The 11,739-nt window shown below is 57.8% G+C and carries 13 protein-coding genes; 5 read left to right on the plus strand and 8 right to left on the minus strand.

The annotated features are described in order from the left end of the window. The first annotated feature begins 6 nt into the window (after nt 1-6). Nucleotides 7-807: a carnitinyl-CoA dehydratase gene (locus DHN55_RS18580; protein ID WP_443111140.1), complete on the plus strand. Its 801-nt coding sequence runs from the start codon at nt 7-9 to the stop codon at nt 805-807. A 10-nt stretch (nt 808-817) separates the two neighbouring features. On the opposite strand, the gene DHN55_RS18585 is transcribed toward DHN55_RS18580, so the two are convergent. Next, nucleotides 818-1,720: a LysR substrate-binding domain-containing protein gene (locus DHN55_RS18585; RefSeq protein ID WP_108883049.1), complete on the minus strand. Its 903-nt coding sequence runs from the start codon at nt 1,718-1,720 to the stop codon at nt 818-820. Between the two features lie 159 nt (nt 1,721-1,879). On the opposite strand from DHN55_RS18585, the gene DHN55_RS18590 reads away from it, so the two are divergent. After that, nucleotides 1,880-2,074 carry a hypothetical protein gene (locus tag DHN55_RS18590; RefSeq protein WP_108883050.1) on the plus strand — a complete coding sequence of 65 codons (195 nt, stop codon included), beginning with the start codon at nt 1,880-1,882 and terminating at the stop codon, nt 2,072-2,074. Nucleotides 2,075-2,418: 344 nt separating this feature from the next. Here DHN55_RS18590 and DHN55_RS18595 read toward each other — a convergent pair whose 3' ends face one another. The 6 genes from DHN55_RS18595 to DHN55_RS18620 form a co-directional block, all read right to left on the minus strand. After that, nucleotides 2,419-3,642 (minus strand): aminotransferase class I/II-fold pyridoxal phosphate-dependent enzyme, encoded by a 1,224-nt coding sequence (locus DHN55_RS18595; RefSeq protein ID WP_108883051.1) that lies wholly within the window; start codon nt 3,640-3,642, stop codon nt 2,419-2,421. Between the two features lies 1 nt (nt 3,643). After that, nucleotides 3,644-4,432 carry a lytic murein transglycosylase gene (locus tag DHN55_RS18600; RefSeq protein WP_108883052.1) on the minus strand — a complete coding sequence of 263 codons (789 nt, stop codon included), beginning with the start codon at nt 4,430-4,432 and terminating at the stop codon, nt 3,644-3,646. Between the two features lie 47 nt (nt 4,433-4,479). Further along, on the minus strand, nt 4,480-5,925 hold the full coding sequence (locus DHN55_RS18605; protein ID WP_108883053.1) for an amidase family protein: 1,446 nt from the start codon (nt 5,923-5,925) through the stop codon (nt 4,480-4,482). Next, complete coding sequence (locus DHN55_RS18610) at nt 5,922-6,452, minus strand: SRPBCC family protein (protein ID WP_108883054.1); 531 nt, start codon at nt 6,450-6,452, stop codon at nt 5,922-5,924. Before DHN55_RS18610 ends, DHN55_RS18605 begins: the two co-directional genes overlap by 4 nt. Before the next feature lie 50 nt (nt 6,453-6,502). Further along, entirely contained in the window at nt 6,503-7,726 is a 1,224-nt protein-coding gene (locus tag DHN55_RS18615) for a lytic murein transglycosylase (protein ID WP_108883055.1), read from the minus strand. 105 nt (nt 7,727-7,831) lie between these two features. Continuing rightward, on the minus strand, nt 7,832-8,218 hold the full coding sequence (locus DHN55_RS18620; protein ID WP_108883056.1) for a hypothetical protein: 387 nt from the start codon (nt 8,216-8,218) through the stop codon (nt 7,832-7,834). An 86-nt stretch (nt 8,219-8,304) separates the two neighbouring features. Here DHN55_RS18620 and DHN55_RS18625 point away from each other — a divergent pair, with 86 nt between their 5' ends. Then, a complete protein-coding gene (locus tag DHN55_RS18625; RefSeq protein WP_108883057.1) occupies nt 8,305-9,516 on the plus strand; it encodes an aminotransferase class I/II-fold pyridoxal phosphate-dependent enzyme in 1,212 nt (403 codons plus the stop codon). Nucleotides 9,517-9,650: 134 nt separating this feature from the next. Here DHN55_RS18625 and DHN55_RS22500 read toward each other — a convergent pair whose 3' ends face one another. Then, nucleotides 9,651-9,818, minus strand: a complete 168-nt coding sequence (locus tag DHN55_RS22500) for a hypothetical protein (RefSeq protein ID WP_337660523.1) — start codon at nt 9,816-9,818, stop codon at nt 9,651-9,653. Between the two features lie 156 nt (nt 9,819-9,974). Here DHN55_RS22500 and DHN55_RS18630 point away from each other — a divergent pair, with 156 nt between their 5' ends. Next, a complete protein-coding gene (locus DHN55_RS18630; protein ID WP_337660524.1) occupies nt 9,975-10,916 on the plus strand; it encodes a transcriptional regulator GcvA in 942 nt (313 codons plus the stop codon). Nucleotides 10,917-11,300: 384 nt separating this feature from the next. Continuing rightward, nucleotides 11,301-11,690: a hypothetical protein gene (locus tag DHN55_RS18635; protein WP_108883059.1), complete on the plus strand. Its 390-nt coding sequence runs from the start codon at nt 11,301-11,303 to the stop codon at nt 11,688-11,690. Nucleotides 11,691-11,739: the final 49 nt, after the last annotated feature.

The raw sequence follows: 11,739 nt of genomic DNA on the forward strand, positions 1-11,739 counted from the left end.
ACACCCATGACCTTGTTCAACATGACTGACGGCCCAATCAGGACTTCCGTGAGCGGCCGGGTGCTGGAAGTCACCATTGACCGGCCCAAGGCCAACGCCATTGACGCCGCCACCAGCCGCATCATGGGAGACGTGTTTTCTGCGTTCCGCGACGACAACAACTTGCGCAGCGCCATTCTCACGTCAACCGGGGATCGCTTCTTCTGTCCGGGCTGGGACCTGAAGGCTGCAGCCGATGGGGAATCTGCGGACGCCGATTACGGTCTTGGTGGCTTTGGCGGCCTGCAGGAACTACCCAATCTCGGCAAGCCGGTGGTTTGCGCCGTCAATGGCCTTGCTTATGGCGGCGGTTTTGAGATCATGATCGCCTGCGACATCATCATCGCGGCAGATCATGCCACCTTCGCCCTGCCGGAAATCCGCTCCGGCGTCATTGCCGATGCCGCCACCATAAAGCTGCCGCGCCGCATTCCCTATCACGTCGCCATGGAAATGCTGCTCACCGGACGCTCGTTTGACACGGACGAAGCCAAGCACTGGGGCATCATCAACGAGATCGTTGCAGCAGACGCCCTGATGACCCGTGCCCGCGAAGTAGCGGAAAAACTCGCCGGCGGCCCGCCGCTGGTCTATGCGGCTATCAAGGAAGTGCTCGAACGCGTGCATCACCTGAACGACAAGGAAGCACTCGCCTTGCTCAACCGCCGCGGCCTGCCCACCATCTCAAAGCTCTATGCTTCGGAAGACCAGCTGGAAGGCGCCAAGGCCTTCGCCGAAAAGCGCGACCCCGTATGGAAGGGCAAATAACTCAAGACACTCAGACCCGGCACTTCTCAGCGCTGTGCAGCAATCTCTGTCGGATAACAGGTGTCGCAAACTCCAAGAACACATCCAGTTTTTGCGGAATGCGCTGGGTCCGCGGAAAACTGAATGTGACCCCCCTGGGATCAATTTCAAACTCGTCAAGTACGATTTGCAGTTCACCTGACGCAACGCCGGATGCAACTTGATAAGAGTATAATTGAGTGAGCCCTCCGTTTCGTAACACCGCATCCATGGCAGCTTCAGCGGTGTTTACAACCAGTTTTGAGTGGACATTGATCTCACGCAAATTGCGGGACGGACCTGCAAAAGTCCACGCAACATGATCACCTGACCGGGAAAATGTAATGCACTGGTGCTTTGTGATGTCACCCAATGCGCAAGGAACACCTTTTTCCGACAAATATTGCCGGCTCGCGCAGACGACCTGCCTGACGGTCCCCAGTTTTTCAACATTCATGGAGCTGGTTGATGTTTCGCCAATCCTGACACCAAGATCAATATGCCCATCGGGCAGGTCCAGAATGTGGTTTGTCAGTAGTAGCCGGGCTTCAATGTCGTCGTGCAGGCGCATGAAATCACTGATTATAGGCAACATGTGCAGCCGGCCGAACATCGATGGTGCAGTGATTGTCAACAATCCTGAAGCGCGTTGGTATTCACCCGATGCTCTACGTTCGGCGTTGTCGACCTCTTCGAGAATGCGCCTGGCATCATCGTAATAGTCATGTCCGCAACTGGTGACGGAAATCTTGCGCGTCGTACGGATGAGCAGCTGTGCTCCGATCTGACTCTCAAGCTCCGCGATCTTTCGGCAGACAGTGGGAACTGGCATGCCCAGTGATCGCGATGCGGCCGAAAAACCCTGCGCTTCCACCACAGCGACAAACACTCGCATAGCGCCAAACCGATCCAATTTTTATTCCAAAATTTGAAAAAGAACTTACCAAAATTACGTTATTCTCTCAAAAATTGGAAGCACTACAATGGCCAATGCGTAACCTGCAAGAAATTGCCTCACAGGGGCAGAACAACAGATTCAAAAGGAACAGGCATCATGACTACAAAGAAGTTTCCGCCTACCCGGGATCGGCGCAATATTGGCCAGGTCATATTTCCAATCGAAAAAATGGCGGCGGCGCGCGAACTCAGTTCGTGCTGCGTCGGAGTCGAAGCCGCGCTGGAAACAAACACCGGCTTCTCCGGGGTTATGAGGCAACTGCATGATGACCGTAAGAAGAATGGTTCTTAGTGGATCAGATGAAGCTCTCCTCTTCGTTGCATCACTTTAAGTAGTCGGTCAGCTTGCCCCGGCGGTTGATGCCATGCCGTACTGTCAAGGACGTCGAGTGGTTGGAGCACTGGCCTGGAGCTTTACGCAAAGCGGGCTTGCCAGAAAGCCAACCGACACCCCATTGTTTTCCACCAGTGCAAACCCCGGCCACTTGACCGGGGTAAAGAGATCGTAACGGGGCAACCGTTGACCTTCCCAATATTGGGGTGGTCACGCAGGCCGCCTGTAGCTTGGGCTGCTGAACCGGTTCCGTTTGAGCGGGACGATCCCTGAAGTGCAGGCTGTTTCAAGCCGAATATGGCTCAATCCCGCGCGACATTTCCGCTTCTGACCGGAACACCGAACTCCTCGAAACAGATATCTGCCAGCCTGGCGATACCCTCGCGGATATTATCGATTGGCGGATGACCGAAGCACAGGCGCATGCGGTGTTTGTTGGCTGTTCCATCCACTGTCCACTGCGAACCGGGATTGATCTCCACACCCTGCTCCAGCGCCACCTGAAACAACCGGTCAGTATCGACGTTTTCCGGCAAGCTGACCCACAGATAGATGCCGCCGACCGGCCTGTCGTACTCAACACTTTCACCAAAATGCTCATCAAGAGCGTCGCACAACGCGGCAGCCTTGGCCGTCAGCATCGGCAGCAGGCCGGAGACATGATCATCAAAATGTTCGGGCAGGTATTCCGCCAGCACCATCTGCTCCAGCGCCCCGCTGCCAGCGTCTGTTTTCAGCGGCAGGACGGAGCTGAGCAACGACCAGGGAGCGACGAGGTATCCAACCCGCAAGGCAGGCGCGATTGTCTTTGAGAACGTCCCGCAATAAATCACCCGCTGGTCATCGTCGAGCGCATGAATAGCCGGCGGACGCTCACCGGAAAACACCAGGTCGGCATAGCAGTCGTCTTCGAAGACCGGCACATCGTAAGCTTTCGCCAGCGCCAGCATCTCGCGCCGTCGCTCCACGGGCATGACGGAGCCGGTCGGGTTCTGGACGGTGGGGATGGTATAGATGTATTTCGGCTTGCGGCCGGCCTCAGCCAGTTCCGACAGCACGCGCTCCAGCGCATCCATGCGCATGCCGTCCTGATCAAGCTCTATTCCCGCATAGTCGACGCCGAGGGCATCAAGACGGCTCAGCGCTCCGGAATAGTTCGCTGCCTCCAGCAAGACGACATCGCCCTTGTCCAGCAGTACCCTGTTGACCAGGTCCATGGCCTGGAGAGACCCGCTGGTCAGCAAAACCTCTTCCGGCGTCGCGGCGATTCCGGTGCGGCCTTGCAGGCAATTGCACACGAACTCACGCAAGGGCAGATACCCTTGCGGGCCACTGTTCATGCCGTATTTTGCCATTGCATGTCCCTGGTCCCGGATCACTTTACTGATGGCATCAGCAAGCGCTTCGACCGGAACGGTCGGCTCATCGATATTGCCGCCTACGAAATGAAAGGGCGGATATCCTGAAAACCGGCTCGCTTTGGATATGGCCGCAGCCGATAACACAGAGCCGAACTCAAACGCCATGTCACTTCACCCGTTCAGCGAAGACGGCGATCGCCACCTGGTACTTCCTCGATTTGTTCCATTCCGCCAGCGCCCGCTGCTTGAAGCCGCCGCCCCGGCGCCAGCCCTTGCGCTTGAGATAGTTCGCGGTTGACGCCAGCACGTCCGCTGTCGAGCGCACCAGGTCGCGGCGGCCATCACCGTTGTAGTCGACTGCATAGTTCAGGTAGCTCGACGCCAGGAACTGGGTCTGGCCGAGCTCGCCGGCCCAGGCACCGCGCATCTGTCTTGGCGTCATCCAGCCGCGATGGGCAATTTTCAATGCCGCCATGAGCTCGTTCTTGAAGAACTTCGAGCGACGGCAGTCATAGGCCAGCGTCGCCAGCGACCGGAACACGTTCATCTTGCCGCGGTTGGCGCCGAAATCCGTTTCCATGGCCCAGATTGCCACGATGATTTCCTTGGGCACGCCATACTTCTTCTCAATCGAGGCAAACAGGCGCGCGTGTTTTTTCAGTTTCTGCTTGGCGCGCTTGATGCGGCCCGGTGTCACCCGGCCCTTGATGAACGCCGCCTGCGATATCCGGAATGATTTCTGGTTGCGATCCAACCGGATGACCTGTCTCGAGTAAGTCAGGCCATTCAGCGATTTCAGCGCTCGCTTGCCGATCCCCTTGGCCGCGGCCTCTTTCTTGAAACTCCCCAGCCAGCGGTCAAATCCGGCTCCCGTATTACCGCATGACGCGGCCGCTGCCGGGCCTGCTGCCAACACCATGAACAGTCCCACCCCTGCCAGTGTCTTGAGCTTCATGAGAGTTTCTCCTTCTTCAGGTTCAAGTCAGGTTCAGCCACATACCATCAAAGCTTTGTGACATGCAGCGGCGGCAAACGGTCGGCCCAGGGCATCGCTTCTTCAAGAGCCGCGCCGAGAGCAATGAGCACATGTTCCTGAGCCGGTCCTGCACCCAGTTGTACCCCGATCGGCAAGCCGTTGGAATGCATGGCCAAGGGCAGTGAAATCGCCGGCGTACCGGCCACATTATAGGGAAACGCAAACTGCACCGGCTCATCCGCCAGCACCATGTATTCCTCCGGCGAAAGTCCCGGCAGGTTGAGGCCATAGCGCCCGTGCGGCTGGGAGACCTGTGCAGTGGACGGCGACAGCAACACTTCATAACGGGTAAAGAACCGGCCTATCTCGCGGCGTGCCTGGTTGATCCACGCCAGCCCATCGAGGAATTCGTAGGGGTCCATGTCGCGGGCCCGCCGGTAAATCTCCCAGGTCACCGGCTCCAGATTGTCCGGCCCCGGCACCCTGCCCGTCTTGTCGCCGATCCTGTCCAGCGTCTTGTGGAAGCCGAAGAACCAGACGGCACACATCATCCGTGACGCTGCTTCCTGGTCAAACACCAGGTCTGCCTGCTCAACAATATGCCCCATGTCCGCCAAATGCTGTGCTGCCGCTTCAACGGCGGCAGCCACTTCCGCATCAACCGGCGCATCCATTGTCGGTGCCGTAGTCCAGGCTATCCGCAAATTTTCCGGCTGACGCGTCAGCCACGACATGAAACCGTCGTCAGGCGAAGGAATATGAAACGGGTCACCAGCCTGCGGCACGCTGAGACAATCCAGCAGTGCTGCGGTATCGCGCATGGTGCGGGTTTGCGCAAAATTCATGCTCAGTCCGAAACCGCCCTCGTCCAGCTGGGGCCCTGCCGACACCCGCCCGCGCGACGGCTTCAGGCCGATGCCCCCGCACCAGCTGGCCGGAATGCGAATTGAGCCGCCGATATCGGATCCATGGGCAATTGGAACGGCACCTGCCGAGACCGCTGCAGCGGCACCGCCGCTGGACCCGCCGGCGGAATAACCTTCCCGCCAGGGTGTTGAGGTGTTGCCGTACAACAGGTTTTCCGTCGAGGTGGCAATGGAGTATTCGGGCGCATTCGAGCGTCCGAGAATGTTCAAGCCCGCTGCCCGGAACATCTCGGCGAGATGGGTATCACCGTCACACACATAGCCTTCGGCAAGGCGCGATCCGAATTCGACCTTGCGGCCCTGTTCATTGCCGCGCACGTCCTTGATCAGGATCGGCACCCCGCGAAACGGGCCGTCACCGAGGCCGGCTTCATCCAGATCGTCTACCCGGTCAGCATAGGTCTCGACAACCGCATTTATCTTCGGATTGGCAAGCGTAATCGCCTCGCTCGCCACGAGAGCAACTTCTTTGGCCGAAACCTCGCGCCGCCGGATCAGCGCGGCCAGCCCGGTTGCGTCCAGACCGGCATATTCGTGAAGTTTCATTCGCCTTCCGCCACAACGCGCAGCTTGGCAAGACCCTTGGCATAAGTCTCTGAAACGTCGGATTTGATCATCGGACCGAACCAGCGTGCGATCGGATTGTTTCCAAGTTCGGAGGTCATCGACCAGGTCACCTTGGTTCCGCCTGCATCAGGCACAAGATCGAAGCGTGCCGACGCCGTTCCCATCTGGCCGAAGTCCAGCGCCGTGACCAGTTTTTCATTCTCCGCTGACTCGACAACCTTCATGTTGCCCTTGCCCATTTCGGCAGAGTCCCACGCCATGACCTGGCCAACGCCTTCTTCAGCGCCTGAAAACTCGACCTTCATGTCAGGATCCAGATCAGCCCATGGCGACCACTTGTTGAAGGCCTTCAGACTGGCCACATGCGGGAAAATCTTGTCCGGCGGCGCGTTGATCACCAAATCACGGGACACATTGACCTGTGACGGCATCAGCATGCCGCCACCGAATACGACCAGTGCCACCACGCCGACCGCCACCAGCAGCCATTTGAGTAGTTTTTTCATAAGGAGCTCCCATTCCTGAATGATTGAAAACCGCCCCTTTCATTACCGGTTCACCTGATCCGGCGCAGGAAATCCGGTGTCGGATAACCGTCAGCCGGCAGCTTCAGCTTAAGTTGCATGTCGCGAACCGCAGCCCGTGACTTCGCTCCAAGCGTTCCATCGACGCCACCCACATCATAACCGCGCCTTTCAAGCGCCGTCTGAACGGCTTTCACTTCCCTGTAACCCATCTTGGCCACCTTGGCGCGGCCCGGGCTGGCCTTGGGAGCCCCGGCATAGCGCGTCCCGAGGTACGCAGCAGTCAACGAGTAGGTCAGTGATTCATTCCAGGTCAGATAGGCATCAAAATTCGGATAGCCCAGGAAGGCCGGACCGTTACGGCCCATCGGCAGGATCAGGGACGCCGGCAGACTGTCTGCCCGAAGTTTCTTGCCGCCGCGGCGTTTCACCCCCCATTTCGCCCACTGCGAGCGCGGGTGCTTGATGGTCACATCCGCCTGTTCCCACGGCATGCTGCGCGGCACTTCCACTTCCTGCAGCCAGGGCTGTCCCTTTTGCCAGCCCAGATATTTCATGTAATTGGCCGCAGATGCCAGTGCATCAGAGGAAGACTTGACCATGTTGCGGCGGCCATCGCCGTCAAAATCCACCGCATGCTTTTCATAGTATGACGGCAGGAATTGCAACTGGCCCAGCTCACCTGCCCACGCGCCCTTCATTTCACCAAGGCGCAGGTCGCCTCTCTGTAAAAGTTGGAGCGCCGCGATCAGCTCCTTGTGAAACTTCTCCGGCCGACGGCAGTCATAGGCGAGTGTGGCCAGAGACCGGATTGTCGAGTCGTTGCCCAGAAAGCCGCCGAAATCGGTTTCCAGCGCCCAGAACGCCGTTACCACCTCGCCCGGCACGCCATACCTGCTCTTGATGGAATTGAACATTCTGGCATTGGACTTGAGCTTTGCCCTGCCCTTCTTGAGCCGGCCCGCCGAAATCAGCTTTCCGGAGAAAGTCAGCCAGTCATCGGAAAAAATGATCTGCGTGCGATCCTTCTTGATGATGCTCTTGTTGAAGCTCACATTGCCAAGCGCCGCGCTTATGATCTGCCGGGAGATGCCGGCAGCAGCCGCATCCTGCCTGAAACCCGACAGCCAGCGATCGAAACTGCCGGTATTCCTGCAGGTTGACTTGGCTTCAGCCGTTTGAGTGATTACCGGTGACGCAAACAGCGCTGCCGCCATCAGTGACGCCGCAATGGCAGACGCAAAACGCAAGCTCATGAATTCCTCCTAAAGGGCCAGTTTCGGATTTTTTGGTATTGGGCGAAGGATGTCTGCTGACGCGACCAAAATCAAGCGTGTTGCCAGAGTGAGGATACCTAAATTTTATGCGCACCTTGCCCGCATGTTCCAACCAACCGTGCTCGGCTCGACACTGCCGTCCAGGATTTTGGCCTTCTGGTTGTCCTTGCAGGCAAAGTGATTGATCGCATTGCGCCCCACTTCGGACACGATACGCGCGTCGGCAGCCGTTTTGCCAAGGCTGCGGCCCCGAGCTGATACATTCACCGAATACACGCGCTGCGCGACAATGTGCTTGAACTGCACCTGATATGTGCGTCCATTATAAAACAGCGGCTCGGTATGGGACTGGCCCTGCGCATAGGGCGACGGATTGGCATTGATCGACGCAAGCTTCGGTTTCTCCGACGCACAGGCAGAAATTGCCAACACAGCCATACTGGAAACAGCAATCTTCTTGAATCGGCGCATAGTGCTCAATCCCCTTCACGCCAGCCTCAGTGCGTGGCATAGCAGGCAGTCACAAGTCCACTATCTGTTTACAAGCTGATTCCACAATGAAACCGTTTGATCCCGCCAACGCCCTGTCTGCCCGCACATCCGCCATCGAGGAAGCCGCCATCATTGCCATGGCGCAGAAAGCACGCGAGATGAAAGCGCAAGGTGTGGACGTTGTTTCGCTTACGATCGGCGAACCCGATTTCGATACACCTGAAGCCATCAGGCAGGCAGCGTCAGACGCCATGAATGCGGGTTTCACCCACTACGCCCCCATTGCCGGATACCCCGAACTTCGCTCTGCCATCGCGGAGCGATTGAACCAGGACAATGCCATTCCGGTCGACATGGCAGGTGTAATCCTGTCGAACGGCGCCAAGCAGGCGCTCACCAATGCCTGCTTCGCTACGCTGGATGCAGGAGACGAGGTCATCATGATCGCGCCGTTCTGGGCGGCATATGAAGGCATCGTGAAAATGGCCGGCGGTGTGCCGGTTATCGTTTCGGCAGGTGCCGGCACCGGGTTCAAACCGACCCTGGACCAGGTGGCAGGTGCCATGAGCGACCGCACCAAGCTCATCATGCTCAACTCGCCGTCAAATCCCTCTGGCGCAGTGTGGAGCGCTGAAGAACTGCAGGCGCTGGCAGGCCTGGTCCAGTCTCATCCTCGCTGCCTGGTGCTGTCGGACGAGATTTATGAAGACATCTGGTTTGAAGAACGCCCGACCTCCATTGCATCGCTGCCGGGTATGTTCGAGCGCACCATTACCGTCAACGGGTTTTCGAAAGCCTATGCCATGACCGGCTGGCGCGTAGGCTATTCAGCTTCTTGCGAACCGCTGGCCAAAGCGATCTCCAAGGTGCAGGGAACCTTTACCGCCGGTGGCAATGCCTTTGCCCAGCAAGGCGCCCTTGCCGCCATAACCGGCCCGCGTGACGATGTCGACGCCATGCGCGCTTCGTACCATCACCGCCGCGACCTGATTGTGTCATTGTTGAGTGACATCCCCGGCATCAAGGTGGTTTCACCGCCAGCTACGTTTTATGTCTTTCCCGACATTTCCGGCCTGCTCGGCAAATCTGCCGGCAATACCAGAATTGAAACCGATGTGGAGTTCTGCCACTGGTTGCTGCACGAATACCATCTGGCGGCGGTACCGGGTTCCGCGTTTGGCGGGCCCGGATGTATCCGGTTGTCGTTTGCGGCAGGCGACGATGACATCAAAAAGGCGATCGCCAGGTTGGCTGAGGCAGCATCAGCGCTGGCCTGAGCATCCCAGGCAGTTTCAGCAATAAAAAAGCAGGTTGCCTTCATATCGAAGGACAACCTGCTCAAGGCCCTGGGTGGGAGGGCGAATACACCAGGAAGTGAGTGTCCTGCCTGCGGCGGGACAGTCGCGATAAACTAGTGACCGCGGGCCATGTTGCTGTTCTCGGGAGCGGTAAAGATATTTTTTACCATCTCGGCCAAATCGCCAAACGCACTGGTGAATGCGATTGAGCGTTCGGTGTGTGCCTTGCGCATGTAGAAATCGATGACGTCAGCGTCGATATTTGTGTTTTGCGTCTTCATAACACTGAATTCCTTTGTTTTTCTGACGGTGCGCTTGTTTTGTGAATCACGTTCGCTCGGCGCACCTTCATCTGATGAAACTCAAAATAGGGACTTCCATTGTGTTGCGCAAACGAGTTATTCTGCTCGCCAGTTAAATAAATTTTGTTGGTGATCATGGCAGAACGTCTCCCCCCTCTTACCGCGCTGAAAGCCTTTGAAGCGGCATCGCGCCTGATGAGTTTTCAGGCCGCGGCCGAAGAACTGTCGGTGACACCGGCCGCGCTCAGCTACCAGATCCGCCAGCTTGAAGACCATCTCGGCCTGAAACTGTTCAACCGGCTCAACCGGGCGGTGGAGTTGACCGAGAACGGCCGCCTGATCCAGCCCGGTATTCATGAAGCGTTTGAACACCTGCATCGCACCATGCGCCAATTGCGCCGCCGCCAGCAGACCAATGTGCTGACCATCGCGGCAGGGCCCGCCTTTACCGCCAAGTGGCTCAGCCCCCGTCTCTACCGCTTCATCGCCCGTCACCCGAACATCGATGCGCGCATTTCCGCGTCCGTGACCAAGTCGGATCTCGAGATGGACGACATCGATATCGCCATCCGCTTCGGGCCCGGCGAGTATCCCGGCCACCACTCGGTCAAGCTGATGGATGAATTCATGACCCCGTTGTGCGCACCTTCCATGCTGGAAGGACCCGACGCCATCCGCACGCCTGAAGACCTGCAGCACCACACGCTGATCCATGACGACACGCATCAGGGCTTCTTCGTCCTGCAGACCTGGGCCGACTGGCTGAAGGCAGCCGGTGTCACCAATGTCGACCCGGGCCGGTCAGGGCTTCATTTCAATGTGGCCGATCATGCCCTTGATGCCGCGGTCAGCGGCGGCGGCGTGGTTCTGGGCCGGACCTGCCTGGCCGAACCCGACATGCGCGCCGGCCGCCTGGTCGCCCCGTTCGATCTGCGCCTGAAGACAAATTACTCGTTCTTCATCGTGTGCCTGGACTCACGCCGGAACGAACCGGCAATCGAAGCGTTTCGCGACTGGGTCACGGACGAAATGGCCGGCGTCGCCGAAGCCGAATGCCCGCGCGGTCCGGCGGTTTAAGTTTTGACTTTCTGCTGGTTTTCAATCAAAGCGGCAACAGACGCCGGTGTCTCATTGTCATTGTAGGTGCAACCCTAAACGTCTTCAGCCAGCATCGCGAAATAGTCCGCAACGATCAGGTCGTTTGCTTCATCGCTCCACGTCTCATTCGACATGAAGTCCAGGGTAGGCTGTTGGCAATGGCATGTCACTATAGGCGGCGCGCGGACTTTCGCTGTTGTTGCGACGGCAACGTAGACATATTGCGGAAGCCGGCCTCCATCCCAGCGCAGATCCAGGCAAGAAGCAGATATGCTGTGGAGGCACGTATAGCTTGCGTATCCACCGATTGTGTTGTTAACCTTAGGTAAACTATCGTGTTCAGGCTTCAGAGGTCGAGCAGAAATGCATTTCAGCAAGATCAGAAAGGTAAACTACCGTCGGCCGTCGAGTGTGAAGGTCGATTTGAATAACGAAATTCCGATCTTTGCGGGTGCAAGCAACAACGCTAACACACCTGTCGCACAGGCGATGTGCTTCTTTGCCAATGGAGCCCGAGCCCATTTAAGCTTTCATGACATCAGCGCATGCCGTAGCAGCGACATCAACGCCTTTGAGGTTGGGCGGGACAGTTCTTCACTACCCGTCTACGCGGCTGGATATCCGTTGGCGACTTTGGGCCGTCGAGACCGGCAGGCCAATGTCGGAAATGCCGACAGCGTTCGCGCACATCTCTTCGCTGCGGCTGATGTCTTCGATCCCGCTGGAGGCGATCCTTATCCCCGAAACCTCTGAGATCGCCGGGCGTCATAGAGCCTGTTTTTTGTAGATTTGATGAACAGCA

Origin of the sequence: Anderseniella sp. Alg231-50, from assembly GCF_900149695.1 — a bacterium.
Classification (GTDB): Bacteria; Pseudomonadota; Alphaproteobacteria; order Rhizobiales; family Aestuariivirgaceae; genus Anderseniella.

Excerpts from the sequence above, each read along its gene's own strand:
- DHN55_RS18580 (WP_443111140.1), top strand. The coding sequence starts at position 7 with ATGACCTTGTTCAACATGACTGACGGCCCAATCAGGACTTCCGTGAGC.
- DHN55_RS18585 (WP_108883049.1), bottom strand. The coding sequence starts at position 1,720 with ATGCGAGTGTTTGTCGCTGTGGTGGAAGCGCAGGGTTTTTCGGCCGCA.
- DHN55_RS18590 (WP_108883050.1), top strand. The coding sequence starts at position 1,880 with ATGACTACAAAGAAGTTTCCGCCTACCCGGGATCGGCGCAATATTGGC.
- DHN55_RS18595 (WP_108883051.1), bottom strand. The coding sequence starts at position 3,642 with ATGGCGTTTGAGTTCGGCTCTGTGTTATCGGCTGCGGCCATATCCAAA.
- DHN55_RS18600 (WP_108883052.1), bottom strand. The coding sequence starts at position 4,432 with ATGAAGCTCAAGACACTGGCAGGGGTGGGACTGTTCATGGTGTTGGCA.
- DHN55_RS18605 (WP_108883053.1), bottom strand. The coding sequence starts at position 5,925 with ATGAAACTTCACGAATATGCCGGTCTGGACGCAACCGGGCTGGCCGCG.
- DHN55_RS18610 (WP_108883054.1), bottom strand. The coding sequence starts at position 6,452 with ATGAAAAAACTACTCAAATGGCTGCTGGTGGCGGTCGGCGTGGTGGCA.
- DHN55_RS18615 (WP_108883055.1), bottom strand. The coding sequence starts at position 7,726 with ATGAGCTTGCGTTTTGCGTCTGCCATTGCGGCGTCACTGATGGCGGCA.
- DHN55_RS18620 (WP_108883056.1), bottom strand. The coding sequence starts at position 8,218 with ATGCGCCGATTCAAGAAGATTGCTGTTTCCAGTATGGCTGTGTTGGCA.
- DHN55_RS18625 (WP_108883057.1), top strand. The coding sequence starts at position 8,305 with ATGAAACCGTTTGATCCCGCCAACGCCCTGTCTGCCCGCACATCCGCC.
- DHN55_RS22500 (WP_337660523.1), bottom strand. The coding sequence starts at position 9,818 with ATGAAGACGCAAAACACAAATATCGACGCTGACGTCATCGATTTCTAC.
- DHN55_RS18630 (WP_337660524.1), top strand. The coding sequence starts at position 9,975 with ATGGCAGAACGTCTCCCCCCTCTTACCGCGCTGAAAGCCTTTGAAGCG.
- DHN55_RS18635 (WP_108883059.1), top strand. The coding sequence starts at position 11,301 with ATGCATTTCAGCAAGATCAGAAAGGTAAACTACCGTCGGCCGTCGAGT.